Genomic DNA, 16,960 nt, shown 5'->3' on the forward strand with positions numbered 1-16,960 from the left:
ATCTCGGGCCTGGTGGGCTTTCCTTCGGGGGGTAGCCAGACCGGGGCCATCAAGGTCTCGCAAAAGCCCTTTGCCCAAACCAGTGAGACCGATTTTGTGCCCCGGAGAGGTGATTGTCAAGTTTCGGCCGGGGGTGAGCCTGCAAACGGTTGGGAGCCTCCAGGTAGCCGGGGTGGAGCTACAGCGGGTAGAAGACCTGGACACCCAGGGCATGGTGCTCTTCCGGGGCGTTGCCGGCAAACCTCAGACCCTCGAGGTCGTCCAGGCCCTGTCCCGCCGCGCCGATGTGCTCTACGCTCAGCCCAACTACATCCGCCAGGCTTTCAAAACCCCCAACGATCATTTTTATGACTATCAGTGGCATTATCCGGCCATCAACCTGCCTGCCGCCTGGGATATCGAAGATGGGGTTGATCCTACCGTGGTGGTAGCGGTCATAGACTCGGGCATCGTGAGCGCCCACCCCGATATCCCCAAACCCATCCTGGGGTACGACTTCATCTCCAACCCGCAAATTGCCAACGATGGGGGTGGGCGGGACAACAACCCCGAGGATACCGGCAACGTAGCGTCCGGTGTACCCGAAGAGGCCCTGACCGGCTATCACGGCACCCACGTGGCCGGAACGGTTGCGGCGGCCACCAACAACGACCTAGGCGTGGCGGGGGTCAGTTGGGGGGCCCGCCTGCTGCACATCCGTGCCCTGGGCGTGGGCGGGGGCAGCGATGCCGACATTATCGCGGCCCTTCGCTGGGCAGTGGGGCTCCCGGTCTCGGGCGTGCCTGCCAACCCCAATCCGGCGGCGGTGGTCAATATGAGCCTGGGGGGCCGGGGTACTTGTGCACCGGCCTGGCAGGATACCATCAACCAGGCCGCCAACCAGCCCCAGCGGCCCATCATTGTGGTGGCGGCTGGCAACAGCGCCGAAAATGCCTCCGGTTTCACCCCGGCCAGTTGCAGTGGGGTCATTACCGTGGGAGCTACCGAGACCCGGGGTTTTCGCTCCTACTACTCCAACTATGGCGCCCGTATAGACGTCATGGCGCCGGGTGGGGATATATCCATTGACCGTAACACAGATGGCTTTGTAGATGGGGTGCTGAGCCCGCTCAAGGACGATTCGGCAACAGGGGACAATCAATTCAACTATGTTTTCTACCAGGGTACCTCCATGGCCAGTCCGCATGTGGCGGGCCTGGTGGCCCTGATGAAAGCGCGCCGTCCCGACCTGACCTATTCGGAGGCGCTGGACATTCTCAAGAGCACGGCGGTGCCGCTGAGCGGGGCCAGTTGCACGGGCCGCCCATCGAGTCAGATCGCCCCCAGCTTCCCCACCCTCACCAGCGGCGACTGTGGTGCGGGCCTGGTTAATGCGCAAGCCGCCGTCAATGCTGTGGGCAGCGTGACACCGAGCTTCACCCTGGTGCTGAGCCCCACCTCGGCCACCCTGAGCCCCACCACGGGCAGCAGCGTGGATATAAGCGTCAGCATCGCACGCATTGCGGGTTTCACCAATGCCGTCAGCCTGACCCTGAGCGGCGCTCCGAGTGGGGTGAGCGGGCAGTTCACCCCCAGCAGTGTCACCGGCAGCACCAGCTCCCTGCGTCTACAGGTGAGCGGTAGCCCGACCCCAGGAACCTACAACCTTACCATCCAGGGCAGTGGCGGCAGCATCAACCGCTCGGTGGGGCTTGCCCTGACGGTGGGCACGGCTGCGCCCCCGCCCACCGTGCAGGGTACGGCGGTCTTTGCCCTGTATATTGTAGGCAACGACATTGACCTCGACAAATCGGCGGTTGTGAGTATCAGCCAGACAGGCCAGAGTGCACCCTATCAGTTCAACAACCTGGCGGGCGGCGATTATGTGGTGATTGCCTGGAAAGACCTGGATGGTGACGACGACATTACGCCGGGGGATTACCTTGGAGGCTATACCAATGCCGATGGCGATCTGATCCTGGTACGCCCCACCGCCAACAACATCAACGTGCCCCTGTCGGTGGTGCAGGGTACGCAGAACCTGCGGCTGCCCGGTCCGGAGGGGGTTTCCCTGCTACCCAGCCTGCGGCAGCTTTACCGGCGCTAGGGCCAAAACCACGCTTCGCCTCCCCCGATGGGGGAGGTTTCGGTTTTGGTATAGAAGAACCACAGAAGGTTTTGGTTCATACCGTTTCCGCTTGAATCCTTCACCGTAGGACGCAGTCAGAGGTGAAGGATTCAAGCCGACCGAAGGGAGTAGAAAAGCATTTCGGTAGTGTCGTTTAGGCTTGTCAAAATGAACGATACTACCGAAATGCGTATCAAACCTCTCCGGCCTCCCACATCTGCTGAAAGCTTTTTTGGCTGGGTTTGAGGCCTGCGCGGCCTTCAGTCCAGGCCCTTATCACCGGCACGATGCTGTTGTCCAGGGCCTTTTCGGGCAGCAGGCGCAGGGCCTTGCTGGCTAAGCGGTAGATCCAGGGCTGGGTCATGGCCAGGGCAAAGCCTTGGATGGCGGCGGCCTCGAGCCTCGGCGTCAGACCCTCCGCTACCGCGCGGTTGCGCCAGGTGAGCAGCAGCTTGGGGATGGGGATGCGCACCGGGCAGGCCTGAAAGCAGGCCCCGCACAGCGAGGAAGCGTAGGGGAGGGGTTTGGTTTCCTCCAAGCCTACGAGCCCCGGCGACAAAATGGCCCCAATGGGGCCGCTGTACACGTAGCCGTAGGCGTGCCCGCCGGTCTGGCGGTAGACCGGGCAGGCATTCAGGCAGGCCGCGCAGCGCACGCAGCGCAGGGTTTCCCAGGCCTCGAGGTCGGCCAGCACGCTGCTGCGCCCATTGTCCACAAACACCACGTGCACCTCTTCGGGGCCGTCGGGCTCGCCCGGCTGGCGCGGCCCCTGGATGAGCGAGACGAACGTCCCCAGCCGTTGCCCGGTGGCGGCGCGGGCAGTGAGCTGCAGAAAAATCGCAAGGTCGGAGAAGCGGGGCAGGAGCTTCTCGAGGCCCACCAAAGCCACGTGGATGCGCGGGGCCGAGGTGGAAAGCCGGATGTTGCCCTCGTTTTCGATCAGGGCCAGGGTGCCGGTCTCGGCCACCACAAAGTTGGCCCCCGAGATGCCCATATCGGCTTTTAGAAAGCCATCGCGCAGCAGGCTGCGGGCCACGGCGGCCAGTTGCTCGGGGCTGGCCTCGGGAGGGGTCTGGAAGCGCTGGTGGAAGAGCTGGCGAATCTGCTCCAGGCTCAGGTGAATGGCCGGCCCCACAATGTGCGAGGGTGGCTGGTTCAGAAGCTGGATGATGTACTCCCCGAGGTCGGTCTCGAGCACCTCGAGACCCATCCCTTCCAGCATGGGGTTGATACCCAGTTCCTCCGAGACCATGGTCTTGGCCTTGACCACCTTGCGCACCCCGCCCTTGCGGGCAATCTCGGCCACGATGCGCCGGGCGTCGTCGGCGTCCTCGGCCCAGTGCACCTGCACCCCGTTTTGCGTGAGCCGGGCCTCGGCTTGCAGCAGGTACTCATCCAGGTGCATCAGCAGGTGGTTCTTGACCCCTTCGGCCCAGTGCCGCCAGGCTTCGGCGTCTACCTCGGCATAGGCCTGCCGCCGCTTGCTGTCGAAGTTGAGGGTGGCCCCCGTCACCGACGCGCGCACCTGGGGCTCTTCGCGCAGGACTCGAGCCGCTTCCTGGGGATACCGGTTGGCCGCTACCTTCATCCCACCGCCTCCCACAAGACCGAGGCCAGCGGGCGCACGGGAAGGTTAAAGTTCTGGTTCTGCATGCGCCCCATCAGATGCAGCATACAGCCGCCATCGGTGCTGGTGAGCATATCCACCTGTCCGTTGGGCAGGGTGGCGAGCTTGCGGTCGGCCATGCCCAGGGCCACCTCGGGCAGCTTGACCGAGAACAGCCCGCCAAAGCCGCAGCACTCCTCGGCAGCAGCCCAGTCCACAACCTCGGCCCCGGCGCTGCGCAAAAGCGTCAGGGGTTCTTGCTTGAGGCCCAGCTCGCGCAGGGCGTGGCAGCCGTGGTGGTAGGCGATGCGTTTGCCCTTCAGGCCCGAGCCCAGGTGGCTTTTCCCCAGCACCTTGACGATGAACTCCGAGAGCTCAAAGGTCCTCTGGCTCAAAGCCAGGGCCCGGGCGAACCTTTTGGGCTGGTCGCGGTAAAGCTCGGGGTAGAAGGTTCGCAACATGGTGGTACAGGAGCCCGAAGGCAGCACCACGTACTCCGCGCCCTCGAGCACCTCCAGCGTATGGTCAGCCACCTGCCGGGCCTCGGCCCAGTAGCCCGCGTTGTAGGCGGGCTGGCCACAGCAGGTCTGGCCCTGAGGGAAGTGGACCGTGCAGCCCAAGTGGCGCAAAAGCCGCACCGCCGCCACCCCCGCCTCGGCGAAAAACTGGTCGGTCAGACAGGTGACGAAGAGGGCCACTTGCATGATGCTGTAGATTATAGCCGGGGGAGAAGAGCCATGCGACGCAAGATTACCCTAACCACCTCGAGCCAGCTCGAGGGCTACCAGATTACCGAGTACCTGGACGTGGTGTTTGGCGAGGCCATTGTGGGGGCCAACATCTTCCGCGACCTCCTGGCCTCGGTGCGCGACATCGTGGGAGGCCGCAGCGGGGCCTACGAGGCCGAGCTGCGCAAGGCCCGCGAGATTGCCCTGGAGGAGCTCGAGCAGGCCGCCCTGGTTCGCGGGGCCGATGCGGTGATTGGCATAGACGTAGACTACGAGACCGTCGGCCAGGGCAACATGCTGATGGTCACGGCCTCCGGAACCGCGGTAAAAGCCAGCCGCAAGTACTGAGTAGCGGTGTTTTCATGGCCGGTCTGGGTGGCTCGAGCCGGCCGGGCCGTAGGTGAACCTTCGCCACCACCCTTCCAGTGGCCCCTGCCCGAAACGCTCGAGCCACCACCGGCTCAGGGCCACCTGCAACATCACAAAGCCCACCGCGATGAGCGGGAACCAGATGGGGTTGACCTGCCCGTAGAGCCCCAGCCCGTAGCCGTAGAACAGCAGGCTCATGGCGAGCGATTGCAGCAGGTAGTTGCTCAGGGGCATCCGGCCTGCGTAGTGCAGGGGGTGTAGCAGGCCGAGCCGGGGCCAGAACAGGCGAAACAGGGCCATATAAACCAGTGCAAAGGCCAGCCCGCCCAGCCCGCGCAAGGGCTGAAGGTCGGGGTGCTGGGCATTGTACCCGTTGGCCGGGATACCCACCAGCAGCCCCACCGCCACCACCCGCCAGAGGGTGGCCGGCCCGATGCGCTGCCAGCGCGGGGCCAGGTAGATGCCCAGTAAAAATAAGCCCACCAGCTCGGCCCCGAACAGGAGCGAGCCCAGCACCGTGCTACCTAGCCAGGTCTCGAGCCGGGCCGCACTGACTGCCCAGAAGCTTCCGCTGGCAAATACCTCGGCGCTGCCCGGAACGGGCGCCATATCGCGCAAAAAGAACACGAAGAGGCCATACAGGACATACCCCGCCAGCAAGAACTTGGCGATGTCCAAAAGCCGGTGCTCTTTTCCCAGGTAGCGCAGGGCAAAAAAGCCCAGGATGGCATAGGTGCCCAGGATGTCGCCCTCGAACAGAAAGATGCCGTGCAGGGCTCCCACCCCCAGGAGCCATCCCAGGCGGCGGCGCAGCAGCGCGTGGGCATCCAGACCTGCCGACACCAAACGCCGGTACTGCAAGGCCAGGCCCAGCCCAAACAAAATGGCGAAGATGGTATAGAACTTGCCGCTGAAGAAAAAGGCCAGAATCTCGCGGCCCAGGGTGTAGGTTTCCGAGGCTCCGTGTAGGGGGGTGTACACGCCGACCCCGGCGAAGTGCTCCAGATTGACCGCCAGAATGCCCACCAAAGCCAGCCCCCGCACGGCATCGAGGAAGGTGTCACGTTGAACCGAGGGGGTTGGCTGCACAGGGCGATTGTACGGGGATTGCTTTAGAATCAGGTGTATGCAAGCGCCGGTGCAAATCCCCCCCTTTTTGCGTGGTGATGTGGAAGGTGTTCCCCTGGTGGTTTCGGTTTGGTTGCGCAACCTCGAGGAGGTGGAGGAAATAGTAGCCAAGTGGGCTTCTGACCTAAGCCCGGAGGGTTTCTGGTGGGTTCCCGCGCCCGGCACCAACCCCATTGGCGGCCTGGTGCGGCATATTGGGGGGTCGTCCTACCGCTTGATGCTGCGTGGAACCGGGCAGGAGGTACCCGAGGCCATTCGCATTCGCCCTGCCGAAGAGATGGCCCCCACCGGACGCGACCCCCAGGAGGTGCTGGCCCAGTTTGCCGAGGATATGGCCAAGACCAAGGCCGCACTCCGAACGCTCCGGATGGGCGACCTCGAGCGGGTTGTTAAATTTGTCCAGTACGAGACAAAGGCGGCCTATATCCTCGACCACATTGCAGGCCACGCCCTGCAGCACGCCGGGCAGATTATCACCACCCGCAAGCTGTGGGATGCCCACCAGACCTAATCTCTGGAGCTTGCGCAACCCCCGCCGTCCCATCCCGACCTATAGGGTCATGATTCTCAGTCTGATTCCAATTCAACTCATGCACCGGATGGCAAGCTTTGAACATGGGTAAATTAAGCGCTAATAGGCTTCCCCTACGAGCCTTGCTGACGGTTGCCTTTTTGCTGCTGGCCTGGGCCGGTGCTTTCTCCACCGAGCGCATGCAGGCCGACCTGCAGGCCCTGCTGACGCAGGGGCCGCGGGTCGCGGGCCTGCCTGCGACCACAGCCGCCGGAGAATACCTGGCCGCCGAGCTGCGCAAGGTGGGCTATACGGTGGAATTCCAGCCCTTCACCTACAGCCGCACCCGCGACCAGGGCTCGAGCCTCCAGGTGGGCGCGGCCACCCTCCCGGTGAGCAGCGTGGCGGGCAGCCCGGGCCGACGGGTGGAGGGGCCGCTGGCGGTGGTGCCGGGGGCGGGGCTGGCCGCCGACTTTGCCAACCTGAACCTGCAAGGCGCCATCGCGGTGGTGCGCCGGGGTGGGATTCCGGGCCTCGAGAAAGCCCAGTTGGCAGCAGGGCGGGGCGCTGTGGGCATTATCTTGCTGACCGAGGAGCCCAGCGGCACCCGCTTTACCTTTGGCGGCAACAGCCCCATTCCAGGGGTGACCCTCTCGCAGAGCGATGGCGCTGGGCTCTTCAGCCAGGCGGGAACCCGCGCCGTGCTGGATGTGCGCATCGTGACCGAGGAGGTACAGGGGCGCAACGTTATTGCTAAGCGCGGCAGCCAGAATCCGCTGGCCATTGTGGGGGCCCACTACGACTCGGTTCCGGGCAGCCCAGGAGCCAACGACAACGCCTCGGGCACCGTGACGGTGCTCGAGCTGGCCCGCCAACTGGCCGACAGCCCCCTTGCAGCGCAGATCTGGTTCATGTTTTTCGATGGGGAAGAGGACGGGCTGTGGGGCTCGCGCCGGTTTGTCGAACAGAACCCCGAAATTGTGCGGGGCCTGAAGGGCATGCTCAACCTGGACATGGTGGGCGTAAACGTGAATGGCACCCTGGGCATCGGCGGGAGCGGTGAATTGCGGGCGCTGGCCGACTGCAACGCCCTTCAGGTGGCCTGCGGCAGTGCGCCGGGTGGGGGCAGCGACCACGTACCCTTTGCCCAGGCCGGGGTGCCGGTGCTTTTCTTCTTCCGGGGCCTCGACCCCAACTACCACCGCCCCACCGACACTTTTGCCGACCCCGTGCTGATGGCCCAGACCGGCCAGGTGGTGCGGGGGATTCTGGAAAGGCTGCTGCGCTAGGTGGAAGCCGAGGGATATTCGATAAGAACCTCGAGCGTTTCCTGCTGCTTCTCTAGAACAGTCCGGTGACCCGACCTTCTTCGTCCAGCCCAATCTGGAGTGCCGCTGGTTCTTTGGGCAACCCCGGCATGGTCATGATCTCGCCCATGTAGGCCACCACAAAGCCGGCCCCGCACTTGGGCCGGAGGTCGGTTACGGTCACGGTGAAGTTGTGGGGGCGGCCCCGCAGTCTGGCGTTGTCGGAGAGGGAGTTGGCGGTTTTGGCGATGACGACCGGCAGACTGCCCCAGCCCTCTTTTTCCAGCCGCTTGAGGGCTTTGCGGGCTTCCTGGGTGTATTCGACCTTGGCGGCCCCGTAAACCTGCTGGGCAATGGTTTCAATCTTGCTTTCCAGCGGCTGCTCGAGGGCGTAAAGAAAGCGTAAATGGCCGGGGTTTTGCAGGGCCTCCAACACCACCTGGGCCAGCTCCATCCCTCCCGCGCCCCCTTTGGCGTGCACCTCGGTAAAGGAAACCCGCAGGCCCTGCTCGGCGGCAAAGGCCCGCAGCAGACCGAGTTCCTCGAGGGAATCGGTGGGGAAGCGGTTGAAAGCCAGCACCGGCTCGTAACCAAAAAGCCGGATATTCTCGATGTGCTTGGCCAGATTGGGCAGCCCCCGCCGCACGGCCTCGGGGTTGGGACGGGTGTAGTCGTCGTGCCCGCCGTGGAAGCGCAGGGCCCGCATGGTCGCCACCAGCACCACGGCCTGAGGGGCAAAACCGGCCTGGCGGCAGACCAGGTTGAAGTATTTTTCCGCGCCCAGGTCGGAGCCAAACCCGGCCTCGGTCACCACATAGTCGGCATAGCCCAGGGCCATGCGGGTTGCTACCACCGAGTTGGTGCCGTGGGCGATGTTGCCAAAAGGCCCCATGTGCACGAAGGCCGGCTGGTGCTCCATGGTCTGTACCAGGTTGGGATAAAAAGCCTGTTTGAGCAGCACCGTCATGGCTCCGTGGGCCCCCAGGTCACGGGCGAATACCGGCTGCCCGGCCTGGTTGTAGCCGATGCGGATATGCCCCAGGCGTTCTTGCAGCTCGCCCAGGTTGGAGGCCAGGCTCATGATGGCCATCACCTCGCTGGCAACGGTAATCTCGAAACCGGCCTCACGGGGCACGCCCTGGCCGGGGCCTCCCAGCCCCACAACCACCTGCCGCAAGGCCCGGTCGTTCATATCCAGTGCCCGCTTAATCTCGATGCGGCGCACATCCAGCCCCAGCGCATTGCCCTGGTGCAGATGATTGTCAACCAGGGCCGAGAGCAGGTTGACTGCGCTGGTAACGGCGTGAAAGTCGCCGGTGAAATGCAGGTTGATCTCCTCCATCGGCAGCACCTGCGCATAGCCCCCGCCGGTGGCCCCGCCTTTGATACCAAACACCGGCCCCAGCGAGGGCTCGCGCAGGGCCACAGCCACCTTTTTGCCCAGCTTGCCGAGGGCCTGGGTCAGGCCAATCGCCACGGTGGTCTTGCCCTCGCCGGCGGGCGTGGGGGTCATGGCCGTGACCAGAATCAGCTGGCCCCTGGGTGGGGGTGGGGTTTGTGTTACCTTGGCCATGTAGGGGCCATAATGAAAAAGCGCCTGGGGTGGAATGTTCAGGCTGGCAGCCACTTCCGCGATGGGTTTGGGTTGGGATTGTCGGGCGAGCTCGAGGTCACTGGGCACGCGCAACGGGGTGGTGTCCATACTTCCACCCTACGCCCAAACCTCGGTGATAAACGTCCTCGGGCCCCCGGCTTTTTATGGCATCCAGTTCCCACCGCACACAATGACCGCCACCCGCCGGGGCAGGTGGTAGTTCATCAGGGCCGGCCCCAAAGCCAGCCCGGCGGTGGGCTCCACCACCTGTTTGAGCCTTTGCATCATCAGGCGCTGGGCCTCCAAAGTAACCTCGTCCGGCACGCTTAGGATGCGGTCTACGTGGTGCTGCATGACCGGAAAGGTCTTCTCGCCAATCACCATGGTGCGCACCCCATCGGCCACGGTTCTAGGAGCCTGCATCAGCTTCACGCGCACCCCCACCTGGAGGCTCTGCTGGGCATCGTTGGCGGTTTCGGGTTCCACCCCAATCACCTCACACTCGGGTCGTAAAGTCTTGATCACGGTAGCGATGCCCGAGATCAGCCCGCCCCCGCCCACCGCGACCAGGACGGCGTCCAGATCGGGCACCTGCTGCAAAAGTTCCAGGGCCTGGGTGCCCTGACCTGCCATGACCCGAAAGTCGTCGAAAGGGTGGATAAGCGCATAGCCCATCTCCTCGGCCAGTGCACGCACCACCTGCTCGCGGTTCTCTACCGTGACCCCCTGATCGTAGACCTCGGCGCCGTAGGCCCGGGTGGCCGCTTTTTTGGTAGGGGAGGCGTCCTCGGGCATCACCACCAGGGACGGAACCCCAATCACCTGGGCTGCATAGGCCACCCCCTGGGCGTGGTTGCCCGACGATACCGCAATCAGGCCCCTGGGGTTTTGTAACTGGAGGGCCGCGTTCAGGGCGCCCCGGGCTTTGAAACTACCGGTTTTTTGCAGGTGCTCGGCTTTGAAAAAAAACTGGCGGCCCAGAAGCTTATCCAGCCCCTGGCTGGTGAATACCGGGGTGCGGTGGATGTAGGGCGCGATGCGCTGGGCCGCGTGTTGGATATCTTGCAGGGTTAGCACAAGCCCCATGCTAACAGGCAGACGCGTAACGCCCGGGGCCTGCGTAACGCTCAGGGTGTGCCTTGGCCAAAGGGTGTCTGTTCTACAGTGGTTGCATGCGGATACTCGCCGAGGCGATCTACGAACTCGAGCCCGGCTCTATGCTGGTTGGCCAGACCCCCGCCTTGCGTGAATTGCTCAAAATCTGGATTCACCGGCACCACACGGGCTTCGACCTATACGTAACCAGCATTGTGGAGGCCGAAGAGGCAACCTTTCCAGAACGGACGCGCAACACCATCGGGCGGGGTCTGGCCTCCAGCTCGGAGGTGCTGGAGGTTTTACACTGCCTCGAGGATATATACCCGGTGGCCTTCCATGTGCTAAAAAACCTGCCTGTTAGCGTGCGCAAGGTCACACCGGAGCTTTTGGCGCTGCTCGAGGAGCAGGTGGTTCGCGTGGCCCGGAGCACCATCACCGGTGAGTTTGGCTCCGACGATCCGCCCGCCCAGGTGGTAAAGCTTAAGGCGGTGTGCGCCCTGGACGACTATGCCTCCGACGACGATATCTCGGGTCTGGTGCTCACCGACCCTTGACCGGAGGCGGGCCGTGGCCCACAATGCCCCTGATGGAAGGGGTGCGGCTGGCGGTCAAAACCCTGGGGTGCAAGGTTAATCAGGTCGAGTCGGACGCCCTGGTGGGGCTCTTAAGGCCCCTGCAGCCGGTGGTGGTGCCCCTCGAGACCGGGGCCGATCTGGTGGTAATCAACACCTGTGCCGTTACGACGTCTGCCGAGGCCGATGCCCGCAAAGAGGTGCGCCGGGCCCGCCGGGCCAACCCCGCGGCGTTCATCGTGGTGACGGGCTGTTATGCCGAGCTGGCCCCCGATCAACTGGCTGAGCTGGGGGCCGATGTGGTACTGCCCAACAGCCGCAAAGCCGAGCTGCCCGCCGTGATTTTGCAGCGCTTTGGCCTGCCCGCCGATCCCATCACCACCCCGCCCAACGAGTTCTGGGGGGCTGGCGAGCGGGGCCTGCTGAACAACTATGTGCGGGCCTTCCTCAAGGTGCAGGACGGCTGCAATGCGGGGTGTGCCTACTGCATCATCCCCCGTCTGCGCGGGCGCGAACGCCACCGCGGGCACCGCGATGCGCTTGCGGAAGCCGGGGCCCTGCTGGAAGCGGGTGTGCAGGAAATCGTGCTGACCGGGGTGCGGCTGGGTTCCTACAAAGGCCACCCCCGCGGGATTGCCGGCCTGGTAGAGGAACTTGCTCTGATGGGGGCCAAGGTACGCCTGTCCTCCATCGAGCCCGAGGACACCGGGGATGAGCTTCTGAAGGTAATGCAGCGCTTTGCGCCCCAGGTGCGCCCCCACCTGCACCTGAGCCTGCAAACCGGTTCGGCCCGGCTGCTGGCCCTGATGGGCCGCCGCTACGATAAAAACTACTACCGCGCGCTGGTGCAGAAAGCCTACGACTGGATACCTGGTTTCGCCCTCACCACCGATGTGATTGCCGGCCTTCCCACCGAGACCGAGGCCGAGCACCAGGAAACCCTGGCCTTCCTGGAGGAGGTGCGGCCCAGCCGCGCGCACGTCTTCACCTACACCCCACGCCCCAAGACCCGCGCCGCCTCGCTACCACAGGTGCCCATCGAAGTCCGCAAGCGCCGCAACAAAGAACTCCAGGCCCTGGCGGCCCGGCTGGCCGAGGCGCGGGTTCGGCCCAAGCTGGGCGGTGCGGTGGAGGTGCTGGTCGAAAGCTTTCGGGGGGGCAAGGCCTACGGCCACACCCCGGACTACTACGAGGTCGAGTTCACCGGACAGGCCCGCATCGGCCAGACCGCCTGGGTGCGCGTGGAGGCCATCGAGGGCTACACCCTGCAGGGTACGCTCGAGGCCGTTAAGCAAGAACCGGCCCGCTTCTTACTGCCCGTGGTATAGGACCTAAGCCTTGCGTCGGCGCTCTACCAGCCAGCGGATGCTGAAGCCCAGGCAGATGAACACCGTGGCAAACTGGGCCATGGTTGCCACGGGGCGCTCTACCATGCCACCCCCCAGGAGGGTGATGAAGTCGGGGATGCCGCGCAGCGAACCCAGCAGGCCCAGCAGTGAGAGCCCCAGCGCGATGTTCATGGCGAGGGGTTGTTGGCTGGGGGTTTTGTCGGCCCAGATGCCCAGCAAAGCAATCACCAAGCCCAGCACTCCTGGAATCAAGGCGGTGGGGGTGAGCGTGGAGCTCATGACGGCCAGGATGGAAACCAGAATCAGAAAAACCCCCGTCCACAGGGCTCGAGCCGGGAGGCTGCTGCCCATCAGGCCCCTCCTTTCTGGCGGGCTTTGATAAAAGACTGGATGCCGGGAATCAGGAGGGCCAGGCCCAGCCCCAGCATCAGAAGTTGCGAAACCACCGCCAGGCTAAACCCGCCTCCCAGCATTCCGAAGACCCGCAAACTGCCCAGCACTGCCAGCAAGGCCAGGAGCATGACCCCGTGCATGGCGTGGCGGCTGGCTTTTGGGTTGGTGAGTCCAACCCATCCCAAAGCCGCAATGACAATTCCCAAAAAGGTGGGGATGAGTGCAGTTATGCTGGCTGCGCCGGAGAGCAGGTAGCTCAGCAAGCCCAGCACGATCATGGCGATCCCGATATTCAGGCTTAGTCTTGGCATGGTTCTAGCCTAGACAAGACCGATGGAAATTTCTGTAATGTCATCGGTCATTGACGGTGCTTGAGGGCCTCACGGATGCTGAGAGGGGAGAGGCGGTCACGGTGGTTATCCACAAAGGTATACACAGCCTGGGGGTTGGTGCGCGCGTACTGCCGAAGCGCCCAGCCGATGGCTTTGCGGATGAAAAACTCGGGGTCGGCAGCATTGTCAAGGCAGTAGCGAAACAGCCGCTCCGGGTCGGTCTTGTCTTTGTAGGCCAGTTGGTGGATGATTGCGCAGCGCCGCATCCAGAAGTTTGGGTGCCGAGAGCACCTGTCCATCTCTTTTTTGAGCTCGGGGAAGCGCCACACCAGCGGCCCTACCACCTGGCCGGTCAGAGCGTCTACGCTGTCCCACCAAGATTTTTCCACCATCAACTGCTCGGCGAAGGGCAGCGTGGCGGGTGTGAGGGCCTTGCGACTCATCCAGAGTAGGTCTGTGGCTACATACTGAAACTCCCGCTCGGGCAACTTCCATAGACCCAGGGTGGCCTCGAGCAGCCAAGCTTCGTCGCTTCCTTTTACCTGGGCCAATAACTGTCTGGTCAAAAGGTCGCGCTCAGGCCGCTTCAAGCCCAGGAAGGGGAAGAGGTTCTTCATGTACCTGGCCATTGGGGCCGCCTGTGCAGGATTTTGGTGGCTCTGCAAGAGTTCCTTCACCTGAGCTACGAATTCACCTGGGCCCATGCGGTAGATTATGCCTCATGGTGAACCCCACGGTTTTTGGCAAAATCATCCGCCGCGAGCTACCTGCCAGTATTGTTTATGAGGACGATGAATTTATTGCGTTTAAGGATATCCGCCCGCGTTCAAAGGTGCACATTTTGGTCTGTCCCAAGGAATATATCCCCACCCTGGCCGACTATCCCGATACCCCGGAAGGCGCGCTCAAGCTGGGCAAGTTGATGTTGACGGCCAACCGGATCGCCAAGCAGATGGGCCTCGAGGGCTACTTTATCCGCATCCATGTGGGGGAGAAAGGCGGGCAGGAGGTCTTTCACGTCCACGTGCACCTGCGGTCGGATGCGTAGAAAAAGCGGTTGGTCGTTCACTCTTTTTATTTCTTCAACTCTACGCGGTCTATCACCTCATTCTTCTCGTTGTAGGCCGTTACCAGCAGGCGCTCTGCGGTGGCTTCCAGGGTCAGGTAGTTGGGGCTGACCAGCCGGACTTTGCTCTGAGGCTGTACGGCTCGAAAGTTGCGTAGCCAGGCCCCACCGCCGCCCGTAACAATGTGGACGATGCCCTTGGCCTCGAGCCGCTCGTAGCTGTGCTCGTGCCCGGCCAGCACCAGCGGCACGCGGTACTGGGTGAGGAGGGGCTCAATGGACTGCCGCAGGCTGCGGGCCCCCCCATGCAAACCAGAGGAGTAGAGGGGGCGGTGCAGGGCCACGATTTTCCAGGGGGCCTTGGAGGCCTGTAGAGCTGCTTCCAGCCAGCGACGCTGGGCCTGGCTAAAGTTTTCCGAGTAAACCACAAACACTTCGACGTTTTCTAGTTTGGCGCTGTAGAAGGGTTGTTCAACCCTGAACAGCTCGAGCTGCTTGGCCAAAGCGGGCACATCGTGGTTGCCAAAGGCCGGGTAGATACGAACCTGGGGCAAATCCTCCACATAGCGCAAGATAGGCTCTCCCACAGGGTAGAAGTTGTCCCCCACCGTCAGCAGGGCATCGAAGGGCTTTTGCCGGTGCTGTTCATTCATGGCCCCTGCGATTAGGGAGCGGTGGGGGCTTTGTGCACCCCAATCCCCAATCACCGCCAGCCGTTGGGCAAAAGCACCCAGCAGGAGAAAAAAGATAAGCAGCCAAGGGATTTTACGCATAAAGATGGCCACGCTACTATGCCTGTGGATTCTCGCCCTGCTTGTTGATTTGCGACTCGTTAATGCCTGCCACACTCAAGACCTGTTCTGCAATCAGAATAGGAGCCTGAGCCCGAATCGCCAGGGCCATACCGTCGGAAGGACGGCAGTCTATGTCATATTCCAGTCCGCGCTGTTCCAATACCAGCCGTCCATAAAAAGTACCATCCTTGAGTTCGACAATCTCTAGGCGCAACACCTTCACCCCCAGTAAATCCAGGGTGTTGAAGAACAAATCGGGCCCCAGGGGTCTGGGCGGTTTCTCACCGGAGAGGTGAATCATGATGTTTTGCGTCTCCAAGGCCCCAATTACCACCGGTAGGAACAGGTTATTTTCGGCCTTGAGCATCACGATCAGGTTGCCATTTCCCGGATCTACCCCCATACCTTCGATACGCGCGGGTACCATACTTTGAGTATACGCAGGCCCTCGGGGGCATGTGTGCCATAAGTCATGTGCTTGCCAATCTTCCAGAACCCTATAAACTATGACCGTGAAAACCTATGCGGTGGAAGTAGCCGGGGTTCGTCGTGAGCTACCGGTGGTTCAGGTGGGCCCCGATGTGGCGGTGGCCTTGTTCAACATGCTGGGCGATACCGAGGTAGTCGAAGAAGCAGCGGCAGCACTAGCCAATCGAATGCCCGCCGATATTGATGCACTGGTTACGCCAGAGGTCAAGGCGGTGCCGCTGGCCCATGCGCTCTCGCGCCTCACTGGAAAGCCCTATGTGGTAGCGCGCAAAACCGAAAAGCCCTATATGATCAGCCCGGTTTCGCGCACGGTGATCTCTATTACCACCGGCAAGCCCCAGCTTCTAGTGCTGGACGGAACCGATGTACCCTTCATTAAGGGCAAAAAAGTAGCCATCGTGGACGATGTGGTATCGACCGGCAGCACCCTCAAGGGGCTTTCCGACCTCATTACCGATGTGGGCGGGCAGGTGGCGGCCGTGCTGGCCGTGTTTACCGAGGGTTCCCCCCGCGAAGATGTGATCGCCCTGGGGCATCTGCCGCTCTTCAAGCCGGATTGATGGAACGGCCAACCTACGGGGCTTCCAACCCCGTAGTTCTTGGAACCCCATGACCTTTGTATGTGGCTATTCATACCGTTTCCGCTTGAATCCTTCACCGTTGGACGCAGTCAGAGGTGAAGGATTCAAGCCGACCGAAGGGAGTAGAAAAGCATTTCGGTAGTATCGTTTAGGCTTGCCGAAGTGAACGATACTACCGAAATGCGTATCACACGTATACTCATGGTGCGCGGATAAACTGAGCGTTTGGTGCAACAAGGGAGTGCCACTATGGAAACCTATCCCATCACAATAGGCAAAATCACCCGTCACGTGCCGGTGGTCGAGACCCTGCCGGGCGTGCACATCCCGTTGGTCGAGATCATGGGCGATGTGGAGCTGGTGCAGGCGGCCGCCGAGGGGCTGGTCAAGCACCTGCCCCCCGAGACCGATGCCCTGCTGACCCTCGAGACCTCCCCCATCGTGCTGGCCCATGCCATGAGCGCTATTTGTGGCAAACCCTATGTGGTGGTACGCCGTAAGCGCCGCCCGTACATGACCGACCCCATCATCCAAGAGGTAGAGTCGCTAACCCTGGGCGTAACCGAGACCCTCTGGTTGGACAGCCGCATGGCCGAGAAACTGCTGGGTCAGAACGTGGCCCTGGTGTTCGATGTGGTCTCGTCGGGTGGTACCATGATGGCCCTGGAAAAGGTTGCCAAAAAAGCCGGGGCCAACGTAGTAGCCCGCCTCGCCGCCTTCCACCAGGGCAGCAGCAAGCTTCCCCTCACTTTCCTGTCCGAGATTCCCATCCTGCAAACAGCCTAGAACCCAGTGTCCTGGGCCCCCAGGTGCCAGAATGAGGCCCTGGGGCTTGCTTTATACCATTTCCGCTTGAATCCCTCACCGTTGGACGGAGTCAGAGGTGAAGGATTCAAGCCGACCGAAGGGAGTAGAAAAGCATTTCGGTAGTATCGT

At 62.7% G+C, this 16,960-nt stretch carries 19 protein-coding genes; 9 read left to right on the plus strand and 10 right to left on the minus strand.

Annotation, left to right across the window (positions count from 1 at the left end):
* Positions 1 to 109 precede the first annotated feature (109 nt).
* A complete protein-coding gene (locus tag WKI89_RS09955) occupies positions 110 to 2,086 on the plus strand; it encodes a S8 family serine peptidase (RefSeq protein ID WP_337869248.1) in 1,977 nt (658 codons plus the stop codon).
* A 214-nt stretch (positions 2,087 to 2,300) separates the two neighbouring features.
* On the opposite strand, the gene WKI89_RS09960 is transcribed toward WKI89_RS09955, so the two are convergent.
* Both WKI89_RS09960 and WKI89_RS09965 read right to left on the minus strand, forming a co-directional pair.
* A complete protein-coding gene (locus tag WKI89_RS09960; protein WP_337869250.1) occupies positions 2,301 to 3,695 on the minus strand; it encodes a LutB/LldF family L-lactate oxidation iron-sulfur protein in 1,395 nt (464 codons plus the stop codon).
* Positions 3,692 to 4,417, minus strand: a complete 726-nt coding sequence (locus WKI89_RS09965) for a (Fe-S)-binding protein (protein WP_337869252.1) — start codon at positions 4,415 to 4,417, stop codon at positions 3,692 to 3,694. The genes WKI89_RS09960 and WKI89_RS09965 overlap by 4 nt, the downstream gene beginning before the upstream one ends.
* 45 nt (positions 4,418 to 4,462) lie before the next feature.
* Here WKI89_RS09965 and WKI89_RS09970 point away from each other — a divergent pair, with 45 nt between their 5' ends.
* Positions 4,463 to 4,789, plus strand: coding sequence for a heavy metal-binding domain-containing protein (locus tag WKI89_RS09970; RefSeq protein WP_337869313.1), 327 nt, complete (start codon positions 4,463 to 4,465; stop codon positions 4,787 to 4,789).
* A gap of 12 nt (positions 4,790 to 4,801) precedes the next feature.
* Here WKI89_RS09970 and WKI89_RS09975 read toward each other — a convergent pair whose 3' ends face one another.
* The gene (locus WKI89_RS09975) at positions 4,802 to 5,899 is read right to left on the minus strand and encodes a DUF418 domain-containing protein (RefSeq protein ID WP_337869254.1); all 1,098 of its coding nucleotides are present in this window, start codon (positions 5,897 to 5,899) and stop codon (positions 4,802 to 4,804) included.
* 37 nt (positions 5,900 to 5,936) lie between these two features.
* On the opposite strand from WKI89_RS09975, the gene WKI89_RS09980 reads away from it, so the two are divergent.
* Both WKI89_RS09980 and WKI89_RS09985 read left to right on the plus strand, forming a co-directional pair.
* A complete protein-coding gene (locus WKI89_RS09980) occupies positions 5,937 to 6,449 on the plus strand; it encodes a DinB family protein (protein WP_337869255.1) in 513 nt (170 codons plus the stop codon).
* A gap of 143 nt (positions 6,450 to 6,592) precedes the next feature.
* Positions 6,593 to 7,738: a M28 family metallopeptidase gene (locus tag WKI89_RS09985; protein WP_337869257.1), complete on the plus strand. Its 1,146-nt coding sequence runs from the start codon at positions 6,593 to 6,595 to the stop codon at positions 7,736 to 7,738.
* Positions 7,739 to 7,790: 52 nt separating this feature from the next.
* On the opposite strand, the gene WKI89_RS09990 is transcribed toward WKI89_RS09985, so the two are convergent.
* Together WKI89_RS09990 and WKI89_RS09995 are read right to left on the minus strand one after the other, a co-directional pair.
* On the minus strand, positions 7,791 to 9,458 hold the full coding sequence (locus WKI89_RS09990) for a formate--tetrahydrofolate ligase (protein ID WP_337869258.1): 1,668 nt from the start codon (positions 9,456 to 9,458) through the stop codon (positions 7,791 to 7,793).
* Between the two features lie 54 nt (positions 9,459 to 9,512).
* Complete coding sequence (locus WKI89_RS09995) at positions 9,513 to 10,427, minus strand: threonine/serine dehydratase (protein ID WP_337869259.1); 915 nt, start codon at positions 10,425 to 10,427, stop codon at positions 9,513 to 9,515.
* Positions 10,428 to 10,522: 95 nt separating this feature from the next.
* On the opposite strand from WKI89_RS09995, the gene WKI89_RS10000 reads away from it, so the two are divergent.
* Together WKI89_RS10000 and WKI89_RS10005 are read left to right on the plus strand one after the other, a co-directional pair.
* Positions 10,523 to 11,002, plus strand: a complete 480-nt coding sequence (locus WKI89_RS10000) for a hypothetical protein (RefSeq protein WP_337869261.1) — start codon at positions 10,523 to 10,525, stop codon at positions 11,000 to 11,002.
* Positions 11,003 to 11,043: 41 nt separating this feature from the next.
* A complete protein-coding gene (locus WKI89_RS10005; protein WP_337869315.1) occupies positions 11,044 to 12,348 on the plus strand; it encodes a MiaB/RimO family radical SAM methylthiotransferase in 1,305 nt (434 codons plus the stop codon).
* Positions 12,349 to 12,351: 3 nt separating this feature from the next.
* Here the strand turns inward: WKI89_RS10005 and WKI89_RS10010 are convergent, their stop codons facing one another.
* The 3 genes from WKI89_RS10010 to WKI89_RS10020 are packed head-to-tail and all read right to left on the minus strand — an operon-like array spanning position 12,352 to position 13,798.
* Entirely contained in the window at positions 12,352 to 12,720 is a 369-nt protein-coding gene (locus tag WKI89_RS10010; RefSeq protein WP_337869263.1) for a hypothetical protein, read from the minus strand.
* Positions 12,720 to 13,073 carry a hypothetical protein gene (locus WKI89_RS10015; RefSeq protein WP_337869264.1) on the minus strand — a complete coding sequence of 118 codons (354 nt, stop codon included), beginning with the start codon at positions 13,071 to 13,073 and terminating at the stop codon, positions 12,720 to 12,722. Before WKI89_RS10015 ends, WKI89_RS10010 begins: the two co-directional genes overlap by 1 nt.
* Positions 13,074 to 13,120: 47 nt before the next feature.
* Complete coding sequence (locus WKI89_RS10020) at positions 13,121 to 13,798, minus strand: DNA alkylation repair protein (protein ID WP_337869267.1); 678 nt, start codon at positions 13,796 to 13,798, stop codon at positions 13,121 to 13,123.
* A 17-nt stretch (positions 13,799 to 13,815) separates the two neighbouring features.
* Here WKI89_RS10020 and WKI89_RS10025 point away from each other — a divergent pair, with 17 nt between their 5' ends.
* Entirely contained in the window at positions 13,816 to 14,142 is a 327-nt protein-coding gene (locus WKI89_RS10025; RefSeq protein WP_337869269.1) for an HIT domain-containing protein, read from the plus strand.
* Positions 14,143 to 14,168: 26 nt separating this feature from the next.
* On the opposite strand, the gene WKI89_RS10030 is transcribed toward WKI89_RS10025, so the two are convergent.
* The gene (locus WKI89_RS10030) at positions 14,169 to 14,933 is read right to left on the minus strand and encodes a metallophosphoesterase (protein WP_337869270.1); all 765 of its coding nucleotides are present in this window, start codon (positions 14,931 to 14,933) and stop codon (positions 14,169 to 14,171) included.
* Between the two features lie 16 nt (positions 14,934 to 14,949).
* Positions 14,950 to 15,381 (minus strand): bifunctional nuclease family protein, encoded by a 432-nt coding sequence (locus WKI89_RS10035; protein ID WP_337869272.1) that lies wholly within the window; start codon positions 15,379 to 15,381, stop codon positions 14,950 to 14,952.
* 79 nt (positions 15,382 to 15,460) lie between these two features.
* Between WKI89_RS10035 and WKI89_RS10040 the strand changes: the two genes are divergently transcribed.
* The gene (locus tag WKI89_RS10040) at positions 15,461 to 16,003 is read left to right on the plus strand and encodes a phosphoribosyltransferase family protein (protein WP_337869274.1); all 543 of its coding nucleotides are present in this window, start codon (positions 15,461 to 15,463) and stop codon (positions 16,001 to 16,003) included.
* A 270-nt stretch (positions 16,004 to 16,273) separates the two neighbouring features.
* A complete protein-coding gene (locus WKI89_RS10045) occupies positions 16,274 to 16,810 on the plus strand; it encodes a phosphoribosyltransferase family protein (RefSeq protein ID WP_337869276.1) in 537 nt (178 codons plus the stop codon).
* Positions 16,811 to 16,960 lie beyond the last annotated feature (150 nt).

Origin of the sequence: Meiothermus sp. (genome assembly GCF_037443965.1) — a bacterium.
Classification (GTDB): domain Bacteria; phylum Deinococcota; class Deinococci; order Deinococcales; family Thermaceae; genus Meiothermus.

What these genes read in the sequence shown, in the direction of transcription:
- WKI89_RS10045 (WP_337869276.1), top strand. Translation starts at nt 16,274, where the DNA reads ATGGAAACCTATCCCATCACAATAGGCAAAATCACCCGTCACGTGCCG.
- WKI89_RS10020 (WP_337869267.1), bottom strand. Translation starts at nt 13,798, where the DNA reads ATGGGCCCAGGTGAATTCGTAGCTCAGGTGAAGGAACTCTTGCAGAGC.
- WKI89_RS10000 (WP_337869261.1), top strand. Translation starts at nt 10,523, where the DNA reads ATGCGGATACTCGCCGAGGCGATCTACGAACTCGAGCCCGGCTCTATG.
- WKI89_RS10015 (WP_337869264.1), bottom strand. Translation starts at nt 13,073, where the DNA reads ATGCCAAGACTAAGCCTGAATATCGGGATCGCCATGATCGTGCTGGGC.
- WKI89_RS10030 (WP_337869270.1), bottom strand. Translation starts at nt 14,933, where the DNA reads ATGCGTAAAATCCCTTGGCTGCTTATCTTTTTTCTCCTGCTGGGTGCT.
- WKI89_RS10025 (WP_337869269.1), top strand. Translation starts at nt 13,816, where the DNA reads ATGGTGAACCCCACGGTTTTTGGCAAAATCATCCGCCGCGAGCTACCT.
- WKI89_RS10035 (WP_337869272.1), bottom strand. Translation starts at nt 15,381, where the DNA reads ATGGTACCCGCGCGTATCGAAGGTATGGGGGTAGATCCGGGAAATGGC.
- WKI89_RS09965 (WP_337869252.1), bottom strand. Translation starts at nt 4,417, where the DNA reads ATGCAAGTGGCCCTCTTCGTCACCTGTCTGACCGACCAGTTTTTCGCC.
- WKI89_RS09960 (WP_337869250.1), bottom strand. Translation starts at nt 3,695, where the DNA reads ATGAAGGTAGCGGCCAACCGGTATCCCCAGGAAGCGGCTCGAGTCCTG.
- WKI89_RS10010 (WP_337869263.1), bottom strand. Translation starts at nt 12,720, where the DNA reads ATGGGCAGCAGCCTCCCGGCTCGAGCCCTGTGGACGGGGGTTTTTCTG.
- WKI89_RS09990 (WP_337869258.1), bottom strand. Translation starts at nt 9,458, where the DNA reads ATGGACACCACCCCGTTGCGCGTGCCCAGTGACCTCGAGCTCGCCCGA.
- WKI89_RS10040 (WP_337869274.1), top strand. Translation starts at nt 15,461, where the DNA reads ATGACCGTGAAAACCTATGCGGTGGAAGTAGCCGGGGTTCGTCGTGAG.
- WKI89_RS09980 (WP_337869255.1), top strand. Translation starts at nt 5,937, where the DNA reads ATGCAAGCGCCGGTGCAAATCCCCCCCTTTTTGCGTGGTGATGTGGAA.